This is a genomic window from Anaerotruncus rubiinfantis, from assembly GCF_900078395.1.
GTDB classification, from domain to species: domain Bacteria; phylum Bacillota; class Clostridia; order Oscillospirales; family Ruminococcaceae; genus Anaerotruncus; species Anaerotruncus rubiinfantis.
The window spans coordinates 1,907,100-1,925,978 of record NZ_FKLA01000009.1; the positions used below are offsets into that span (position 1 = coordinate 1,907,100).

Below are 18,879 nucleotides of genomic sequence, written 5' to 3' on the forward strand. Positions count from 1 at the left end.
GAAATATCCACTCCTGTGTTATAATTATTTTCAGCCAAGATGCCGATGGAGGATATTATGAAAGAATTTCTAATCAAGCAAAATGACGCTGGGCAGCGTTTGGACAAGTTTCTCACCAAGGCCGTCCCCCTGCTCCCGCAGGCGCTGCTCTATAAATACATCCGCCTGAAGCGAATCAAGCTCAATGGCAAACGCTGTGAAATCTCCACCCGTCTTGCCGCCGGGGATACATTGCAACTTTACATCAACGATGAGTTTTTCGTCCCACAGAAAGAGGATCGGCTCTTCCTGTTCGCACCCACTTCCTTGACGGTGATCTATGAGGACGAAAACATCCTGCTCGCAGACAAAAAGCCCGGTCTGATTGTCCATGAGGACGATCAGCACCAAATCGATACGCTGATCAACCGCATCCTGCATTATCTTTATGAGAAGGGCGAATACGATCCTGATCTGGAACAGAGCTTCGTTCCTTCCCTGTGCAATCGGATTGACCGCAATACCGGCGGGATTGTGATCGCGGCCAAAAACGCCGCCGCGCTTCGCATCCTGAATGAGAAGATCAAGGAGCGGGAGATTGAAAAGCAATATCTTTGCATTGTGCATGGGCAGATGCAAAAGCCGGCTGACACGCTCAAGGGCTTCCTGGTCAAGGACGAAAAGACCAACATGGTCACTGTCTACGACCACCCCATGCCGGACGGACGCACGATCCTGACACGTTACCGGGTGTTGGAAAACCGCGGTCGTTTCTCGCTGCTGGAGGTCGATTTACTGACCGGGCGCACCCATCAGATCCGGGCACATCTGGCGTCAATCGGACATCCGCTGCTGGGCGACACGAAATACGGCCACAGCCGCGACAACAAGGGCACCGGCTACCGGTTTCAGGCGCTCTATTCCTATAAGCTCACCTTCCGTTTCAAGACGGACGCGGGAATTCTCGCCTATCTGGACGGAAAAACCTTTGAAGCGCAGCAGGTCTGGTTCCGGGACGATTTTGACGCCGGAAAAATCCAATAATAGTTTTTCTTGATTTAAAAAGATTTATAATTGGATTTAAAGTTTTACTAGATTTTTTTCAAAAAATCGCAGGGGTCATGGGGGCGGCGCCCCCGTGGCTTGGGCCCGCAGGCCCTGCTCAAAGCGTTTTTTTGATTCTTTTTTCAAGAAAAAAAGAATGAGGCCGGATGCATTTGCATCCGGCCTTCATTTGATCTCCTGTTCCAACCCCTCAAAAAGCGGGCTGTCGAAAAAGTCGTTGATCGAAATTTCCAGGCCGTCGCAAACCTTCTTGATGGTTGAGACTGTCGTACTTTTGTTTCTCCCATTTACGATGTTGTTCAAGGTTGACTGTGTAACCCCACAAATGGTGCCCAGCTTATTTACGGTTATATTCCGCTCTTTGCAAAGCTCCAAAATCCTGTCCTTTACGGCTGTTCCAATATCCATCTTCATCACCAATTCAATTGAGTTAATTCAACCTTATCGTTTCCAAATGAAAAAGTTTAACTCTTTTAAGTTGACTTTCAAATTTCAATAATTTCCAGATCCTCGACCAACGGGCGCGCACCGCGCTGCTCGCCGGAATCCGGCTCGGCGGCCAACTGCAAGCCTCCTTCTTCCGGGAAAATGCTACCTTCTGGGAGGAATTCTGCGAGGATCAGTTGGCAGTGCGTGAAACCTGACCGAACACGCCAAAAAACGCCACGGCAAAATGCCGTGGCGTTTTTGATTCACGCTTTGGGAGTTATGCTTCCTTTGCGATCGCTTCACACCTGGAAACACAGGTGACAATCGCGCCGGTCGGGCAGGCGGAAACGCAGTTTCCGCAGTTGGTGCACTTTGCCGGATCAATCGACGCAAGATTGTCGGTGACGGTGATCGCGCCGCTTTCACAGGTCTTTTCGCACTTTTTGCAGCCAATGCAGCCGGTCTTGCAGACCTTGCGGGTGAAGGCGCCCTTGTCGTGGGAAGAGCAACCCACATACACCGTGCTTGTCGCCGGGATGATCGCAATCAGGTGGTTCGGGCAGGCTTTTGCGCACATACCGCAGCCCACGCAGACCGCTTTGTCAACCACCGCGATGCCGTCGACGATCGAGATCGCGCCGTATTTGCACGCTTCAATACAATCTCCGTAGCCCAGGCAGCCGTGCGAGCAGCTTCCCTTGCCCTGGTAGAAGTAGTTGCAGGCCGCACAGGACTGTTTTCCTTCATAGTCCATAATGCTGTCGGTTTTATAACAGTTACCGGAGCAACGTACCACCGCGTACTGTGGAACAACCTCTTCGCAGGCAACGCCCATCGCGGCGCTGACCTTCTGCGCGCACTCTTCGCCGCCCACCGGGCAAAGATTCGTTTTCACGCCGTCATGGACAATCGCTTTCGCATAATCATCACAACCGGCATAGCCGCAGCCGCCGCAGTTTGCGCCAGGAAGTTCCGCACGGACCGCTTCAAACAATTCGTCGACGGGAACCGCCATGACTTTAGCCGCGATGACCAGAAGCACCGAAGCTGCCAGGCCGATTCCGCCCACAATAATAATTGGCATCATTCTCTCTCACCCCCATTATTTGAACAGGCCGTCAACGATTCCGCTGAAGCCCATGAAGCTGACCGATACAATTGAAGCCGCGACCAGCGTGACCGGAATTCCCTGGAATGCCTTCGGGATGCTCTTGGAAGCATCCACGCGGGAACGCACGCCGGAGAAGAGCACCATCGCCAGCATGAAGCCAAGACCGGAACCCACCGCGTTGACCAGCGACTGTGAGAAGTTGTAGCCTTCGTCCAGGTTCAGGATGGTAACGCCAAGCACGGCGCAGTTGGTGGTGATCAGCGGCAGATAGATGCCGAGCGCGCGATGCAGAGCCGGGATGTACTTTTTGAGCACGATCTCGATGAACTGAACCAGCGCCGCGATGATCAGGATAAAGACGATTGTCTGCAGATAATCGAGATTATTCGGGACCAGGACATAGGTGTAAATCGGCCAGGTGGCGGCGGTCGCCATCGCCATGACAAAGGTGACCGCGACGCTCATGCCGAATGCGGAATCCAGCTTTTTGCTGACGCCCAGGAACGGGCAGATTCCGAGGAACCGTGACAGAACATAGTTGTTCAACAGGACTGCGCTGACAATGATGATAGCAAACTCTTTCACTTGTCACAGCCCCCTTTCTGAGCAGCACCGCATGCGGCGGCAGCCGGGCAGCCGGCACAGCCGAAGTCCTTCTTCTTGATCGCCTTGCCCTTGGTCGTGTAGTTGACCAGCGCAATCAGCGAACCAAAGACCAGGAAACCGCCAGGCGCAAGCAAAAATACGATGATCGGGTCGCTCCAGTTGAGGGTGATCCCGTTCTGGATGCCGAGCCACGCGGCGCCGGACATCCAGGTGCCACTGCCGAGGATCTCACGGACCGAACCCATGACGAACAGGGCCAGCGTGAAGCCAATGCCCATGCCGATACCGTCGCAGGCGGAGGCGAGCACGGTGTTTTTGTTCGCGAACATCTCGGCGCGGCCGAGGATGATGCAGTTTACCACAATCAATGGCAGGAATACGCCGAGCGCGCTGTCGAGCGCGGGCGCATAGGCCTTGACCAAAAACTGCACGATGGTGACGAAGGTCGCAATGACCACGATGTAGCACGGAATGCGGACCTTATCCGGGATGATGTTCTTGAGCAGCGAAATGACGATGTTCGAACCGACCAGCACCACGGTGGCCGCAACGCCCATGCCGATGCCGTTGATCGCCATCGTGGTGACCGCCAGCGTCGGGCAGGTTCCGAGAATCAGGACCAGAACCGGGTTTTCCTTGATGATGCCGTTTAAGAGAACGGCCAGATTGCTTTTCTTATTCATTATGCACCCTCCCCAACTGCCGCATAGGCTTCATAGGCGATGCCGACCGCGGAGATAAACGCCTTTGAGGAAATTGTGGCGCCGGTGATTGTCTCGACGCCGGAAAGCGAACTGTCTTTGCCGATAAATTGGCCGGTGAAGGACTCGTTCCCTGTTTTGGAACCGAGTCCCGGCGTTTCCGAGTTGCCTTCGAGCAGCTTTGCGCCGGTGATTTTGCCATCGGCGCCGATGCCGACCATGACCGGATACGCGCCGCCGAAGCCCTTCGATTCGACTTTAAAGACATATCCGGCGCCGCCGTCGTCCTTCGAGGCCTGCACCAGGCCCGTGACATCCGGCAGATCAGTGATCGCGGTGAAATTGGTCGCGCTCGGCATAACCTCACGCATCGCCGCGTTGGTTGCGTCGAGCTCCGCCTTGTCAATCAGCGGTTTTGTAACATTGTAGGTCGCGCCGAGCAGCCCTGCCGTTACAATGCAGATGACAGTCAGCACGATAATTGGTTTCAGTAAATCTTTCATGCTTTCACCCTCCCCTTACTTCGCCTTCGGTGCAAAGATCGCGCCGAACGGTTTGGTGATTGTGAGCCGGTCGATATGCGGGACCAGGATGTTCATGAGCAGGATCGCGAAGGACATGCCTTCCGGATACGAGCAGAAGGTCCGGATCACCATTGTGATGAAACCGATCCCAATGCCGAAAATGACCTTGCCCTTGGTGGTAACCGGGCTGGTGGAATAGTCGGTCGCCATGAAGAAGGCGCCGATCATCACGCCGCCCGAGAGGACCGCATAGACCGGGTCCGCGCCAAACAGCAGCGCAAAAACAAAGACGCTGGCGATGACCGAAACCGGAATCTCATAGCTGATGATGCCCTTATAGATGAGGAACACGCCGCCCAGGATGAGCGCGATTGCACAGGTCTCGCCAAGCGATCCGCCGCGCTGGCCAATGAGCATCTGCATGATACTCGGCAGTTTGTCGGTCTCACCACTTGCAATCAGGCCGAGCGGGGTCGCGGTTGCCATCGAATCCACGCCGCGCGGTGCGGTCCAATCGGTCATCCGCGTTGCAAAGGACACAAGCAAAAAGATACGAGCGGTCGCGGCCGGGTTTGCAAAGTTGCAGCCGATGCCGCCGAACAGGCATTTCACCACGACGATCGCGATGAACGACCCGAACATCGCCATCCAGAGCGGCAGGGTCACCGGGACATTGAACGCCAGGATCATGCCGGTGACGACCGCGCTGCAGTCCTCAATGGTGCTTTCCCGCTTGGTGATCATCGTAAAGAGCAGCTCAAACAGCATGCAGGAAAGCACACAAACCGCCGTCATAATGAGCGCCCGGAAACCGAAGAAATAGATTGCCGCGATGAGCGAGGGCACCAGAGCCGCCGCTACAGTCAGCATAATTTTACGGGTGTTGATTGAATCTTTGATATGAGGCGATGGGGTTACCATCAATTTGGAATTTTCCACCGTCTGGGTTTCTTTCTCCGTTACATTTGTTGTAGCCAACTGGTTTTCCTCCTATCCTACTTTTTTGCCGCGGCGCGCAGCTTCTGTTTTGCCATCTTGTTCGAGAAGGTAAGCCCTCTCTTCGCAGGGCAAACATAGGAGCAGCTTCCGCATTCCATGCAAAGCATGACCTTCAGCTTGTTCAGCATGTCAAGATCGTCCCGCTCATACGCAAGCTCGATCTGGCGCGGCATCAGATGATACGGGCAGGCCTGCACACATCTGCCGCAGCGGATGCACGGATGCTCGGGTTCGACGACCGTCTGGGATTCGTCGAAAACCAGCAGGGCATTGTTGTTTTTTAAGACGGGATAGGCGTCGTCAAAGATCGCGATGCCCATCATCGGGCCGCCCATCAGCATCTTCTTAGGCGTTCCTTTATAGCCACCGCAGAAGGCTACCACATCGGCGAAATGTGCGCCGATGGGAGCGATAACGTTCTTCGCTTCCATAATTGCGCCGCCGTCGACTGTCAGGCATTTGGTGACAAGCGGCATGCCGGTGCGCAGGTACTGGCCGATGAAAGCGGTGGAGGTGATGTTGTGGACGATGACGCCCGCGTCGCTCGGAAGCTGGCCTTCTTTGACCACACGGCCGGTCGTCTCAAAGATCGCAACCTTTTCAGCGCCCTTCGGATAGATCGACCGCAGGCTCGCCACTTCGATGCTGGGGTCGTCCGCGGTCATGCGGCGCAGCATCTCGATCGCCTGGGGCTTGTTGTTCTCCACCGCGATCTTCACCTGGGTGATGCCCACATATTTTTTGATAGCCGCGATTCCGGCCATCACATCATCCGCACGTTCCATGATCGTGCGGTAGTCGCTGGTTATGTACGGCTCGCACTCGGCGGCATTGACCACCAGCGTATCGACCTCGGACAGATTTTTCGGATTCAGCTTGATGTGCGACGGGAATCCCGCGCCGCCAAGCCCCACCAATCCGGAAGCCCGGATTGCTTTGACAAAATCCGCATGGTTCTCAATGACTGGGGGCTTTACATTTTCGTCGACGGTCTGTTCCCCATCGCTTTCGATGATGACAACCTGGGTACGCGCTCCCATATTGGTGACGATCTCCTCAATCGACTTGACGGTACCCGATACGCTCGAATGGACCGGCGCGCTCAAAAACGCGTCCGAATCCCCAATCAGCGTTCCCACCTTTACGGTATCGCCTTTTGCGACGACGGGCTTACACGGAGGGCCCATGTGCTGCGACATCGATATGCAGACTTCCTGCGGTATCGGCATCGCGGCGCTCGGGCAGTTTTCCGTATTCTTGAAGTGTCCGATTTTCGCACCCTTCATGGTCTTCTGCAAAAAACTCATTTCCCATTTCCTCCTCTGAGAATATTGACCTTCCAGGACACCCTAATTCCGACGCCCAAAACGGGAATCAGAAGAAGAATCTGTTTAAATGCGGCATCAGATACCGCAGCAGCATTCCGGTGATCACACCCATTGCAACCCCCGAAATCATCAGCACCGGCAGATAGTATACCACAGCCGTGCTCCCAAGGACAAGCATTGCCATCAAAATTTGCCCCACATTGTGGGATACACCTCCGCAGACGCTCAGGAAGGTATCGCTGAACTTTTTCTCCCCAAACAGCAGGAGAATCAGCATCACCGACACCGAAAGCAGTCCGCCGGCAAGACTCATTGCGGCGCCGACCGCGCCGCGCGTCAAAAACACAAAAAACGACTTGAGCAGGGCGAGGGTGTAAGCCTCCCGCCTGCCAAGACAGAATAAGCAGTACATTGTCACGATGTTAGAAAGCCCAGGCTTAATGCCGGGGATCGGGATAAGCCCGGCAAAACCGGATTCCACAAAGCTCAGCACCATCGAAAGTGCGAAAAGCAAGCCGAGGAGCGCAACCCGTGAAGCCCGGTATTTCATGACGCCACCTCAAAGTGGTATCCGCCGGTACTGTCCGCGGGCTGAAATTGTGCCCGCAGACTTTCGGAAACATAGATGTTTTTATCTCGGTCAACCGCGATGATACCGCATTCAAGCGTATCCAGGTTTTCCAATACGAAATCCCGTCCACTGATGAACAGGTATGTGGACATAAAGTCGGCGTAGGCGCCGTCCGGAGACACCACCGAAACCGACATGAGGTCGCTCTCAGCAGGATAACCGGTGCGCGGGTCGAGTATGTGGTGGTAACGAACGCCGTCCTGCTCGAAAAAGCGCTCGTAGTCGCCAGAGGTTGCCATCGTGCTGTCAGGCAGGCTCACCACCGCGAGAAACTGGTTCTCCGGGCCGCGCGGATCGCGCACGCCAAACCGGAACGGTTCGCCGTCCGGCTTTCCCCCGATGACCATGAGGTTCCCGCCAATCGAGATGTAGCCGGAGGTAATCCCATAATCCTGCGCGACCCTGCGCGCTACGTCGCAGGCATAGCCTTTCGCAACGCCGCCCACGTCAACCGCCTGCCCTTCGCGGGAAAGCATCGCGGTGTAGCCGCCCTTTCCATCCGCGCCGAGCTGGATTTCACTGTAGCCGACCAGCTTCAGCAGTTCTTCAATCTTCCCGGCGGAGGGCACCTTCGGATGCAGGCCAGTGATGCCCCATTCGGCCGCAAGCGGGGCGACCGTCACATCAAAAAGGCCGCCCGAAAGCTCCCCGAAACCTTTACACCGCGCCAGCAGCGCATAGGTGTCCTCCGAGACCGCCACCGGTTCTTTCCCGGCATTTTCATTGAGACGGCTGATTTCGGAATCTTTTATGTACATCGACATGGTGTCCTCGATCCCCCGCAACGCTGCTTCGATCGCGTCCTTTGCTTCCTGCGCCTTCTCGCCGTATAATTTATATTCCACAAAGGTATCCATCAAGAACGAGGTTCCGACCACCGGCGTATCCCGCCGGACGCGGTACCCGTTCCAGACCCCGGTCGCCGCAAGCAGAAGCAGCAAAGCAGCGGCAAGGATCACAAATATTCTTTTTTGAGCCAACGAATTGTTCCTTTCCTACAGGGATTGACAGTATTTTTTGAACATTTTGACAAAATTCTAACGATACGGAAAACACCCCGCTTAGTGCGGGGTGTCCCAGAACTGATTCAGTTTTGAATCAATTACTCTTCGCATTTGTCGTTTCCCTCTTCGTCAGCATCTTCTTCGAGATCGAACTCCAGAAGCTCCCCGCAGTTCGGGCAGGTGGTCTGTCCTTCCTCAAGCATATCGGAATCGATGCAGACAATATCCCCGCAGGTCGGGCAGCAGACTTCATAGATGTCCCCGTCGAGGTAATCCCCGTCGTCCTCATCGTCACAGCTGCACTCGTCGCAGTCACACTCGTCATCCGAAAGCTCATAGAACTCCTCTTCCAGGGTTCCGAGATCCTCGTCGATGGTGTCGACCTGCTCCGAAAGTTCGTCAACTTCCGCTTCCAGGTCCGCGATGGTCAGCGCCATATCGTCGATCGCGCCGATCAGCGCGTTGATGATCTTGCCTTCCTTGGTGGAATCGTCGATTCCGAGGCCCTCTGCCAGTCCTTTGATATATGCTGCTCTTTCGGTAATGGTCATCCTGATAGCCTCCCTTATCTTTCCATTTCTATTCAATCCAATGTGGTTATGCGCGCTCCATGTATTCGCCGGTACGGGTGTCGACCTTGATGCGGTCGCCTTCCTCGATAAACAGCGGAACCTTGATCTCAGCGCCGGTTTCGAGGATCGCGGGCTTGGTTGCATTGGTCGCGGTGTCGCCCTTGAAGCCCGGATCGGTCTTGGTGACTTCCAGCTCCACAAAGAACGGCGGCTCAACGCCAAACACATTTCCCTTGTAGGAGAGAACCTTGCAGTCCATGTTCTCCTTGACAAACTTAAAGTTGTCCCCGAGCACGCTTGCATTGATGGGGATGTTCTCGTAGGTCTCGTTGTCCATGAAATAGTAAAGGTCGCCGTCCTGATAAAGGTACTGCATGTCCTTGCGCTCGACATAAGCGGTCGGGTATTTGTCGGTCGGGCTGAAGGTTTTCTCAGTCACCGCGCCGGAGATCACGTTGCGGATCTTGGTGCGCACGAATGCAGCGCCTTTGCCGGGTTTCACGTGCTGGAACTCAATAATCTGGACAACGTTGCCGTCCATCTCAAAAGTTACGCCATTTCTGAAATCCCCTGCTGAAATCATATATTTACCTCCAAAAGTTCTGATACATCTTTGCTTCCAACGTTATTACGCAGGTTAAAATTGTACCGTTCAGATTAACACTCTAATTCTATATTAAAACCACAAATATTGCAAGCCCTTTTCGTAGATAATTGGCAGTTTCCAGCCGTTTTTCCATTTTCAGAGAACCACCAGTTCGCTTCCGGACGCAGTCAGATCCATATAGCCATCCTCCGTGACCAGCACCATGTTCTCGGTGCGCACGCCGAACCGCCCTTCCAGATAGATGCCCGGTTCGACGGTGATCACCATACCAGGCGCGCAAAACGCCTGCGAACGCGGCGCAAAGGCAGGCTGCTCGTGGATTTCAAGCCCCAGCGAATGACCGGTGCTGTGTCCGAAGCATGCCCCATAGCCCGCCCCGGCAATCAGGTCGCGCGCAGCGGCATCCACAGCGGCGCAGGAGGCGCCCGGCTTCACCGCGGACATCGCGGCCTTCTGCGCAGCCCCAACGATCTCGTAAATCCTGCGCTGCTCATCGCTCACCTGTCCCACGGCCACCGTCCGGGTCATATCCGAGCAATAACCGTTCACCACGCACCCGAAGTCCATCGTGATAAAATCCCCCGGTTCCACCACCTTACCGGTCGGCACGCCGTGAGGCATCGAGGAATGCGCGCCTGACACAACTATGAAGTCAAAAGCAGGGCGTTCGGAACCATTCCGGTAGCAGAAATCGAGCAGCTCGCCCGCGATCTGCCGGTCGGTCATCCCGGGCTGGATGTATTCGCAGATGTGGGAAAACGCCGCGTCCGTGATCGCCTGCGCCGCCCTGATATGCTTGATTTCCTCCGGCGATTTGGTCATCCGCAGTTCGCGGATGATCCGGCTCAGGCTGTCATTCATAACAAAGCCGATATCCGGCAGCTTTTCATTATAACCGAGATAGTCGGATACCGTAAGGTATTCGCTTTCAATGCCGAGGCTTTTGACATTGTGCTTTTTGCAGAGTTCCAAAAGCTGCTCATAGAGCCGTTCCTGCAAAATCACTTCGCAGCCCTTCACGACCTGCCGCGCCTTCTCGACATACCGGAAATCGATCACCAGATAGGCCGCCTCCCGCGTCACAAGCAGCGTCCCCGCCGAGGACTGCATACCGGTGAAATAAAGCCGGTCGACGTCCGACGTGATGAGGACCGCGTCAAATTCTTCCGTCATCCGGGATACCAGCGACGCGATCCGTACGTTTTGTTCCATTCTCCCCGCCTCATTTCATCCGGGCAAGCGCGTCGAGCGCCACCAGGTAGCTGTGTTTCCCGAATCCGAAAATCCCGCCCGCGCAGACCGGCGCGATAACCGAAGTATGCCGGAATTCCTCCCGCGCGTGCACGTTCGAAAGGTGAACCTCGATCACCGGGATTTTGATCGCGGCGATCGCGTCACGGATAGCAATGCTGTAATGGGTGTAAGCGCCCGCGTTGAGCACCACCCCGTCAAAAGCGGTACGCGCCTCGTGGAGCTTATCGATGATCGCGCCCTCGTGGTTCGACTGGAAGATTTCGCAGTCGAGGCCAAGCTCCTCTGCGTGCACAAGGATTTCCGCATTGATGTCGGCGATGCCTTCGGTCCCGTAATGGTCCGGTTCACGGATTCCCACCAGATTGAGGTTTGGCCCATGGATGACCAGCACCTTTTTCATAATTTCCTGCCCCCTGCCAAAATATACATTTCCTTCATTTTTGCGGCATCCTCCGCCTGGGTCCCGGCCGACTCACAGATGATGGTCGGCGTGCAGTCTTTTTTAACCAACAGCTCCGCAAGCGGCTCAAAATCCGGCCCGAAAATCGTGTCCGCAAAAGTCAAGTGCATTTTCTCACCGCCCGGGTTGGTGTATTGGATTTTGCTGAAATGCGCATGAAAGGTCCGCATCCGGTCAGCTCCGATCGCGTTTTCCATCTTTTCAAAGACCGCAGAAAACGCCTCCGGGGAGTTCATCCCGCCGAAGGTGCGGGCGTTCAGGTGCCCGAAATCGATGCAGGGCAGCATCCGGTCGTCGAGCCGGCAGAGCGTGAGCACCTCTTCGAGCGTACCGAGCTGGTTTGCCTTGCCCATCGTCTCCGGGCACATATGGATGTGCGAAAGCCCCTCCGCGTCGAGCGCCGCGATACATTTGCGAAAGGTGTCAGAGGCGAGCGCGAGCGCTTCCTCCCGGCTGATTTTGCCGCAGGAACCGGTGTGAATCACGATCCGGTCACCGCCCAGCGCGTTCACCGCGCGCGCCGACTGCAGGACGTAGTCGATACTCTTCTCCCGTTTTTCCGGCTCAACACTCGACATCGAAATATAATACGGCGCGTGCACCGAAAGCTGGATATCCTTTTCGGCCGCCACCACGCCAAACTCCCGCGCCGCCTCCTGCGAGATGCGCACACCGCGGCCGCACTGGTATTCGAACGCCGAAAGCCCCATACCCACGAGATAATCCGGCACCTGTATATTCTTTTTAAAGCCCTGCGCCGTAAAGCTGTCAGACGTCCCGGCCGGGCCGAACCTTATTTTTTTCATAAAACCTCCTGACGCGGGCCGCTTTTGCCCCTGCGTCATCACCATGATAATCTTTCAGCACGACCCGTTCCAACGCACGCTTTACTTTGAAAAACGGGAAGGATTCCAATTCCATCGGTTCCACCAGAACCGACCACACGCCCGCCAGATTCGCACAGAGCACGTCGGTGAAGATCTGGTCGCCAACGATGGCGATCTCCCCATTGGATACGCCGAGCGCTTCGCGCGTCCTACGCACGCCGTCCCCAAGCGGCTTTTTGGCGTTGGCGATGCAGCCGATCCCCAGCTTTTGGGCGAACGGCTCCACCCGTTCTTGATTGTTGTTTGAGAGGATCATCAGCCGGATTTTCGCGGCCCGCATCCTTTCAATCCAGCTGCGCACTTCATTCGGGACATCCGGGTTATCGTGCGTGGTCAGCGTATTGTCCACATCAAGCAGCAGCACCGAAATACCGTATTCCCGCAGCCACTCCGGCTGGATCTCATAAATCCTGTGAAACCTGAAAATGGGATGAAAAACAGACATACGTCCTCCCTTTTTCTCTACAAAACAGGCGGAGCATCGCTGCCCCGCCTGTTCCACATACGTCATTCAATTATTATTTGAATTTGCGTTTCCGAGCAGCCTCAGACTTCTTTTTGCGCTTGACAGAAGGCTTCTCATAGTGTTCTCTTTTGCGAACCTCAGCGAGAACGCCGGAGCGTGCGCAAGAACGTTTAAACCTACGCAGAGCGCTGTCCAAAGACTCGTTGTCCTTGATTCTGATTTCTGACATTTACCTATTCCCTCCCCACGCCGCTAGGCCGGAGTTATATCCAAAGTAAATGGATAACAGCATTCATTATACAATGCGGATCAGCAACTTGTCAAGCCATTTACTGGAAGGATACCGAAATGTAACTATTTCGCCACAATGTTAACTAATTTTCCCTTGACCACAATCTCTTTCACGATATTTTTTCCTTCGATTGCAGCCTGGATTTCCGGGCAGGCTTTCGCCGCCGCAAGAAGCGCGGATTCATCCGCGTCAGCGTCCACCATGATGCGCGCTTTGATCTTGCCGCAGACCTGCACCACGATCTCCACCTGCGCGTCCCTGCATTTTGCCGGGTCATAGGCCGGCCATCTCTGCCCGTTCAGCATGCCGCCAAAGCCCGCTTCTTCCCACATTTCCTCAGTGAGGTGCGGTGCGAACGGATTTAAGAGCAGCAGCAGCGTTTTCAGCTCCGCGTGATTGACCGAGCCATGATCGCAGATTTCGTTGAGCAGGCTCATCATCGCGGCGATTGCCGTGTTGAATTTGAGCGCTTCAATGTCCTCCGAGACCTTCTTGATCGTCTTATGGAAGCTGCTTTCGAGCTCCGGCGAATAGCTGTCGCCGCCCTTCAGGATCTCAAGCAGCCCGTAGATGCGCTCCAGGAAACGCTTGCAGCCCTTGATCGAATTCTGGGACCACGGCGCGCTTTTCTCAAAATCGCCGATGAACATCTCGTAAAGTCGCAGGGTGTCCGCGCCAAACTCCTTAATGATGTCGTCCGGGTTCACCACGTTGCCGCGGGATTTACTCATTTTCTCCCCGTTTTCACCAAGGATCATACCATGGCTGGTGCGCTTCTGATAGGGTTCCGGCGTGCTGACTACGCCGATATCATAGAGGAACTTGTGCCAGAAGCGGGAATACAGCAGGTGCAGGGTTGTATGCTCCATGCCGCCGTTATACCAATCAACGGGCATCCAGTAATCGAGCGCTTCCTTTGAAGCGATCGCCTTGTCGTTATGCGGGTCGCAGTAGCGCAGGAAATACCAGGAGGAACCCGCCCACTGGGGCATGGTATCGGTCTCGCGCTTGGCTGGAGCGCCGCACTTCGGGCATTTCACATTGACCCAGCTGTCCATCGCGGCAAGCGGAGAATCACCGTCGCCGGTCGGCTCGTAGCTTTCTACCTCCGGCAGCCGCAGCGGCAGCTCGCTCTCGTCGAGCGGGACATAGCCGCAGTGATTGCAGTGGATAATCGGGATCGGCTCGCCCCAGTAACGCTGACGGGAGAACACCCAGTCGCGCAGTTTGTAGTTGACCTTCGGTTCGCCTTTGCCGTTTTCCGCAAGCCATTCGGTAATTTTTTTCTTCGCGTCTTCCACGGAAAGGCCGTCCAGCATGCCGGAATTGACCATCACACCGGTTTCACAATCTGTAAAGGCTTCTTCCTGTACATTTCCGCCTTTGACGACTTCGATGATCGGCAGGTCAAATTTCTTGGCGAAATCCCAGTCGCGGGTGTCGTGCGCCGGGACCGCCATGATGGCTCCGGTGCCATAGCTCATCAGGACATAGTCCGAAATAAAGATCGGGATTTCAGTATTATTTACCGGATTGATCCCATTTACTCCCTCTAGCTTGACGCCGGTCTTGTCCTTTGCAAGCTCGGTGCGTTCAAAATCGGATTTGCGGGCGGCTTCCTGCTGGTAAGCGCGCACCGCGTCCATATTTTTGATCCTGTCCGCCCACTTTTCAATGTACGGGTGCTCCGGGGAGATGACCATGTAGGTCGCGCCGAACAAGGTATCCGGGCGGGTGGTAAAGACGGTGAGCAGATCCCCAGCGGTGGTGCCGAAGTCGACCTGCGCGCCGGTTGACCGGCCGATCCAGTTTTTCTGGGAGATCTTGACACGGTCGATATAATCGACCGTGTCAAGATCGTCGATCAGCCGCTGGGCGTATTCGGTGATTTTGAGCATCCACTGGCTCTTTACTTTATGGACGACTTCGCTGCCGCAGCGTTCGCAGACGCCGCCGACCACCTCTTCGTTTGCGAGAACGACCTTGCAGCCGGTGCACCAGTTGACCGACATCTCCTTTTTATACGCAAGCCCATGTTTAAAAAGCTGCAGGAAGATCCACTGGGTCCACTTGTAGTAATTTGGGTCGGTGGTATTGATCTCCCGGTTCCAGTCGAACGAAAGACCCAGGCTTTTAAGCTGGCTTTTGAACCGCTGGACATTATCATGGGTGACCTTTTCCGGATGGATGTGGTTTTTGATGGCGTAGTTCTCGGTGGGCAGGCCAAACGCGTCCCAGCCCATTGGGTAAAGGACGTTGTAGCCTTCAAAACGGCGTTTACGCGCGACGATGTCCAGCGCCGTATAAGAACGGGGATGGCCGACATGCAGGCCCTGGCCCGACGGATACGGGAACTCGACAAGCGCGTAATACTTCGGCTTGGAGTAGTCGTCGGTGGCCGCAAAGGTATCGAGCTCGTCCCATTTGTCCTGCCATTTCTTTTCAATTGCTGCAAAATCGTACTTCAATTTGTACACTCCCTGATGCAAACGCCTCGCGGCGTGCAAAATTAGTCAGTCTTTCAGTTCGAGCGCGACTTTCGGCGCATCCGCCCACAGGCGCTCCAGCGCATAGAACTCACGGGTCTTTTCATAGAATATATGAACAATCACGTCGTAGTAATCCAGTACGATCCACATCGCGGACTGGTAGCCTTCGATCTTGCGCGGCTCGAACCCAAGCGCGCTCAGCCCTTCCTCCACCGCGTCGGAAAGCGCCTTGACCTGGGCATTCGATCCGCCCGACGCAATGACAAAGTAGTCCCCGATCGTGGTAAGTTCCCTGATTTCTATCGCTGTGATATCCTTTGCCTTTTTGCTGTTCAGGATTTCTGCAATTTTTTCGACCATCCCGATCGACGTCATTCACTTCACCTCCATATTTTACAGGATTTCTCAATACCTGAGATAATAATTATACGCTTCAAAGCTGTCGCGGCTGATCCCCTGTTCCCGGATGACCAGATCGCCCAGCGCATAGCACATCGCATATTTCATTGCCGGACCGGTGGCGGTGTCGGCAAGCTTGCGCATCGTGTCGATGTCAGGATAATCCCGTTCCGCGCTGGTGAGGTCGGCCAGATAGATCACCTCGTCGAAGACGGTCATTTCTCCGCATGCGGTCGTGTGGTAGCGCACGGCGTGAAGAATCTCCGGGTCGTCGATCCCAAGCTCCAGTTTCATATAGCCGCACGCGGCCATCCCGTGCCAGGTCTTTGGCTGTCCCAGCTGCACACTGTCTAGGATTATACCAAACTTTGTAAGCCATTGCAACTGCTCGCCGCGCGGGAGCTCCTTGCAGATATCGTGCAGCCAGCCCGCAACACGCGCTTTCCCAATGTCGCAGCCGTACCGCTCCGCAAGCTCTTCCGCCCGCCGGACGACGCACTGGGTATGATAAAACCGTTTCGCCGAGAGGTTCTTTCTTGCTAGGCTTTCCAACTTTTCCAAATCATATTCCAAAACTGCCACCCCATTTTGTCATATTTCTTTGTCCTGTTATTGCTCAGCCCTGGTACAGCCGGTTTTCCGCAATATAACCGGCGACAGCGGGCGGCACCACCGCATCGAGCGGCTCGCCGCGCTTTGCCATCGCGCGCACCTCGGTGGAGGAGATAGGCATCGGATCAAGATCGATGATCCGGCACCGCACGCCGTACCCGCAAAGCAGGCGCGACTGCCCCTCCAGCGCCGGACGCAGGTTCTTTTCCCGCGCGCCCACGCAGACAACCGCCAGTTCGGAAATCCGCTGCCAGCGTCGCCATTCGGTGAAGGTCAGAAACATATCGCTTCCCATAATGAGGTAAAATTCGTCGTTGGGGAAATCCCGGTGCAATTTTTCGAGCGTGTCGACCGTGTAGCTTTTGTCCGGCCGCCGCAGCTCGATATCGCTCACCTCGCAGACCGGGTTTTGCATAAAGGCAAGCCTGCACATTTCGAGCCGGTTTTCCCCGGGAATAAGGCTTTCGCCGGTTTTGTGCGGCGGGATGCGTGTTGGGATGACGAGCATCCGTTCAAGCGAAAGCGCGGCAATGTAGGTCTGCGCCAAAAGGACGTGCCCGCTGTGCACCGGGTTGAAGGTCCCGCCGAAGATCCCGGTGCGCATCAGTCAAGCTCGATGACCGGTTTCTTCTGGTTCCTGCGAAAGAGCACGAATTTTGTGCCGATCACCTGTACCACTTCGGAGCTGGTCGCCTCCGCAAGCCGTGTTGCAATCTCCCGCACCGGTTCGGGAGAAGTTTCGAGCACCCGCATCTTGATGAGTTCCCGCGCGGTGAGCGCGTCGTCCACCTGTTTTACGAGCGCGTCGGCCACGCCGCCTTTTCCCACCTGCAAGATGGTATCGATCGGGTTTGCGAGGCCGCGCAGCTTCGCGCGCTGTTTACTGCTTAACATAGATTCATTCTCCTAATATTGTCATTTGGTCATTTCAGATGTTCTTTCAGTCTTTCCGCCAGCTCCCGCAATGCTTTGCCGCGATGGGAAATCCGATCCTTTTCACTGTCGGAAAGTTCTGCGAAGCTACGGTCCCCCACCATAAAGATCGGATCAAATCCGAAGCCGTTCTCCCCTTTCGGTTCCGCGCCGATGTAGCCCGGGCAAACCCCCTCCACATCGATGCGGGTCCCGTCAGCATCGATAAAACAGATGTGCGCCACAAACTTCGCGGTGCGGTAATCGACCGGCAGGCAGCCGAGTTCTTCGACCAGTTTCTCCATTTTTTCAGGATAAGGCATCTCTTCGCCCCCATATCGCGCCGAATAAACGCCTGGGCGCCCGTCGAGCGCATCGACACAGAGTCCGGAATCATCCGCCACGGCGGCCTTCCCGGTGCGCTCATGCACCGCCTGCGCCTTAAGAAAGGCGTTTTCCGCAAAGGTTGTCCCGGTTTCCTCCACCTGAAGGCCCGGACAGACCTCCCCCTGTGCAACCACAGAAATCCCAAGCGGCGCGAAGATCCGCTCGAATTCACACAATTTGCCTTTGTTGCCGGTCGCAACGATCACCTGCATCAGCTTTCCTCCTCCGGTTCATCCTGTTCGCCCGAAAAGAGGGCGTCGACAAAATCCTTTGCGTCAAACGGGCGCAGATCGTCGATCTGTTCGCCCACGCCGATATATTTGATCGGAACCTGCAATTCCTGTTTAATGCCGATGACCACGCCTCCGCGCGCGGTACCGTCAAGCTTGGTGAGGATGATACCGGTGATCCCGGCAGCTTCCTTGAACTGGCGCGCCTGGTTGAGCGCGTTTTGCCCGGTGGTCGCATCGAGCACGAGCAGCACCTCGGTGTCGCAGCCGGGTGCTTCACGCTGGATCACGCGGGAGATTTTCGAGAGCTCATCCATGAGGTTTTTTTTGTTATGAAGCCTTCCGGCCGTGTCGCAGATAACCACGTCCGCGCCGCGCGCCTTGCCCGCCGTGATCGCGTCGAACACGACCGCCGCTGGGTCGGAGCCCTCCGCCTGTTTGACCAGATCAACGCCGGAACGTTCGGCCCAGATTTCAAGCTGTTCGATCGCCGCCGCGCGGAAGGTATCCGCCGCGCCGAGCAGCACCTTCTTTCCGTCCGCCTTGAGGTTCGCCGCGAGCTTTCCGATGGTGGTGGTCTTGCCCACGCCGTTCACGCCGATCACCAGGATGACCGACGGCCGGGTTGAGATCCGAAGCTCCTGCCCGCCTTCGAGCATGCCGGTCACAATCTCCTTGATAAGCCCCTTCACTTCGGAGGCGTCCGAAACGCCGCGCTTTTTCACCTCTTCACGCAGCTGCCCGACGATCGCCTGCGCGGTGCGGATTCCAACGTCCGACATGATCAGCGTTTCCTCCAGCTCCTCATAGAGCTCCTCATCGATCTTGCCAAACGAACTGAGCAGGTCGTCCATCGCTTTGGTCATCGAGTCCCGCGTTTTTTTTAAGCCTTCGGCCAGTTTCCCGAAAAATCCCATTGTGTTCCTCCAGTAGTA

At 55.6% G+C, this 18,879-nt stretch carries 24 protein-coding genes; 1 reads left to right on the plus strand and 23 read right to left on the minus strand.

Annotated features, from left to right (window positions below):
* Window positions 1-57 precede the first annotated feature (57 nt).
* Window positions 58-1,023 (plus strand): RluA family pseudouridine synthase, encoded by a 966-nt coding sequence (locus tag BN4275_RS14645; protein WP_066459613.1) that lies wholly within the window; start codon window positions 58-60, stop codon window positions 1,021-1,023.
* Window positions 1,024-1,209: 186 nt separating this feature from the next.
* On the opposite strand, the gene BN4275_RS14650 is transcribed toward BN4275_RS14645, so the two are convergent.
* From BN4275_RS14650 to ftsY, 23 genes are all read right to left on the minus strand, one after another.
* On the minus strand, window positions 1,210-1,452 hold the full coding sequence (locus tag BN4275_RS14650; protein ID WP_066460490.1) for a helix-turn-helix domain-containing protein: 243 nt from the start codon (window positions 1,450-1,452) through the stop codon (window positions 1,210-1,212).
* Between the two features lie 298 nt (window positions 1,453-1,750).
* A complete protein-coding gene (locus BN4275_RS14655; protein ID WP_066459615.1) occupies window positions 1,751-2,560 on the minus strand; it encodes an RnfABCDGE type electron transport complex subunit B in 810 nt (269 codons plus the stop codon).
* A 15-nt stretch (window positions 2,561-2,575) separates the two neighbouring features.
* Window positions 2,576-3,169: an electron transport complex subunit RsxA gene (rsxA, locus tag BN4275_RS14660; RefSeq protein ID WP_066459616.1), complete on the minus strand. Its 594-nt coding sequence runs from the start codon at window positions 3,167-3,169 to the stop codon at window positions 2,576-2,578.
* A complete protein-coding gene (gene rsxE, locus BN4275_RS14665) occupies window positions 3,166-3,873 on the minus strand; it encodes an electron transport complex subunit RsxE (protein ID WP_066459620.1) in 708 nt (235 codons plus the stop codon). Before rsxE ends, rsxA begins: the two co-directional genes overlap by 4 nt.
* Window positions 3,873-4,394 (minus strand): RnfABCDGE type electron transport complex subunit G, encoded by a 522-nt coding sequence (locus tag BN4275_RS14670; RefSeq protein ID WP_066459624.1) that lies wholly within the window; start codon window positions 4,392-4,394, stop codon window positions 3,873-3,875. Before BN4275_RS14670 ends, rsxE begins: the two co-directional genes overlap by 1 nt.
* A gap of 15 nt (window positions 4,395-4,409) precedes the next feature.
* Entirely contained in the window at window positions 4,410-5,336 is a 927-nt protein-coding gene (locus BN4275_RS14675) for an RnfABCDGE type electron transport complex subunit D (protein WP_066460493.1), read from the minus strand.
* Between the two features lie 74 nt (window positions 5,337-5,410).
* Window positions 5,411-6,721: an electron transport complex subunit RsxC gene (gene rsxC / locus BN4275_RS14680; RefSeq protein ID WP_066459626.1), complete on the minus strand. Its 1,311-nt coding sequence runs from the start codon at window positions 6,719-6,721 to the stop codon at window positions 5,411-5,413.
* A gap of 67 nt (window positions 6,722-6,788) precedes the next feature.
* Window positions 6,789-7,292, minus strand: coding sequence for a Gx transporter family protein (locus BN4275_RS14685; protein ID WP_066459627.1), 504 nt, complete (start codon window positions 7,290-7,292; stop codon window positions 6,789-6,791).
* Window positions 7,289-8,353: an FAD:protein FMN transferase gene (locus BN4275_RS14690; RefSeq protein WP_066459628.1), complete on the minus strand. Its 1,065-nt coding sequence runs from the start codon at window positions 8,351-8,353 to the stop codon at window positions 7,289-7,291. The genes BN4275_RS14685 and BN4275_RS14690 overlap by 4 nt, the downstream gene beginning before the upstream one ends.
* Window positions 8,354-8,475: 122 nt before the next feature.
* A complete protein-coding gene (locus BN4275_RS14695; protein ID WP_066459629.1) occupies window positions 8,476-8,928 on the minus strand; it encodes a CD1247 N-terminal domain-containing protein in 453 nt (150 codons plus the stop codon).
* Between the two features lie 46 nt (window positions 8,929-8,974).
* Entirely contained in the window at window positions 8,975-9,532 is a 558-nt protein-coding gene (efp, locus tag BN4275_RS14700; protein ID WP_066459631.1) for an elongation factor P, read from the minus strand.
* Window positions 9,533-9,691: 159 nt separating this feature from the next.
* Entirely contained in the window at window positions 9,692-10,768 is a 1,077-nt protein-coding gene (locus BN4275_RS14705) for a M24 family metallopeptidase (protein WP_066459633.1), read from the minus strand.
* A gap of 10 nt (window positions 10,769-10,778) precedes the next feature.
* Window positions 10,779-11,210 (minus strand): type II 3-dehydroquinate dehydratase, encoded by a 432-nt coding sequence (gene aroQ / locus BN4275_RS14710; protein WP_066459635.1) that lies wholly within the window; start codon window positions 11,208-11,210, stop codon window positions 10,779-10,781.
* Window positions 11,207-12,076, minus strand: a complete 870-nt coding sequence (locus BN4275_RS14715) for a TIM barrel protein (protein WP_066459638.1) — start codon at window positions 12,074-12,076, stop codon at window positions 11,207-11,209. The genes aroQ and BN4275_RS14715 overlap by 4 nt, the downstream gene beginning before the upstream one ends.
* Window positions 12,039-12,602: a YqeG family HAD IIIA-type phosphatase gene (locus BN4275_RS14720; RefSeq protein ID WP_066459639.1), complete on the minus strand. Its 564-nt coding sequence runs from the start codon at window positions 12,600-12,602 to the stop codon at window positions 12,039-12,041. Before BN4275_RS14720 ends, BN4275_RS14715 begins: the two co-directional genes overlap by 38 nt.
* Before the next feature lie 73 nt (window positions 12,603-12,675).
* Window positions 12,676-12,852 carry a 30S ribosomal protein S21 gene (gene rpsU, locus BN4275_RS14725; RefSeq protein WP_006875892.1) on the minus strand — a complete coding sequence of 59 codons (177 nt, stop codon included), beginning with the start codon at window positions 12,850-12,852 and terminating at the stop codon, window positions 12,676-12,678.
* A gap of 125 nt (window positions 12,853-12,977) precedes the next feature.
* Complete coding sequence (leuS, locus tag BN4275_RS14730) at window positions 12,978-15,383, minus strand: leucine--tRNA ligase (RefSeq protein ID WP_066459640.1); 2,406 nt, start codon at window positions 15,381-15,383, stop codon at window positions 12,978-12,980.
* 45 nt (window positions 15,384-15,428) lie between these two features.
* A complete protein-coding gene (gene rsfS, locus BN4275_RS14735) occupies window positions 15,429-15,779 on the minus strand; it encodes a ribosome silencing factor (protein ID WP_066459642.1) in 351 nt (116 codons plus the stop codon).
* Window positions 15,780-15,809: 30 nt separating this feature from the next.
* Window positions 15,810-16,376 (minus strand): bis(5'-nucleosyl)-tetraphosphatase (symmetrical) YqeK, encoded by a 567-nt coding sequence (gene yqeK, locus BN4275_RS14740; protein ID WP_066459645.1) that lies wholly within the window; start codon window positions 16,374-16,376, stop codon window positions 15,810-15,812.
* A 43-nt stretch (window positions 16,377-16,419) separates the two neighbouring features.
* The gene (nadD, locus tag BN4275_RS14745; protein WP_066459647.1) at window positions 16,420-17,019 is read right to left on the minus strand and encodes a nicotinate (nicotinamide) nucleotide adenylyltransferase; all 600 of its coding nucleotides are present in this window, start codon (window positions 17,017-17,019) and stop codon (window positions 16,420-16,422) included.
* The gene (gene yhbY / locus BN4275_RS14750; RefSeq protein WP_066459649.1) at window positions 17,019-17,309 is read right to left on the minus strand and encodes a ribosome assembly RNA-binding protein YhbY; all 291 of its coding nucleotides are present in this window, start codon (window positions 17,307-17,309) and stop codon (window positions 17,019-17,021) included. The genes nadD and yhbY overlap by 1 nt, the downstream gene beginning before the upstream one ends.
* 29 nt (window positions 17,310-17,338) lie before the next feature.
* On the minus strand, window positions 17,339-17,926 hold the full coding sequence (rdgB, locus tag BN4275_RS14755; RefSeq protein WP_066459651.1) for an RdgB/HAM1 family non-canonical purine NTP pyrophosphatase: 588 nt from the start codon (window positions 17,924-17,926) through the stop codon (window positions 17,339-17,341).
* Window positions 17,926-18,861 carry a signal recognition particle-docking protein FtsY gene (ftsY, locus tag BN4275_RS14760; RefSeq protein ID WP_066459653.1) on the minus strand — a complete coding sequence of 312 codons (936 nt, stop codon included), beginning with the start codon at window positions 18,859-18,861 and terminating at the stop codon, window positions 17,926-17,928. The genes rdgB and ftsY overlap by 1 nt, the downstream gene beginning before the upstream one ends.
* Window positions 18,862-18,879: the final 18 nt, after the last annotated feature.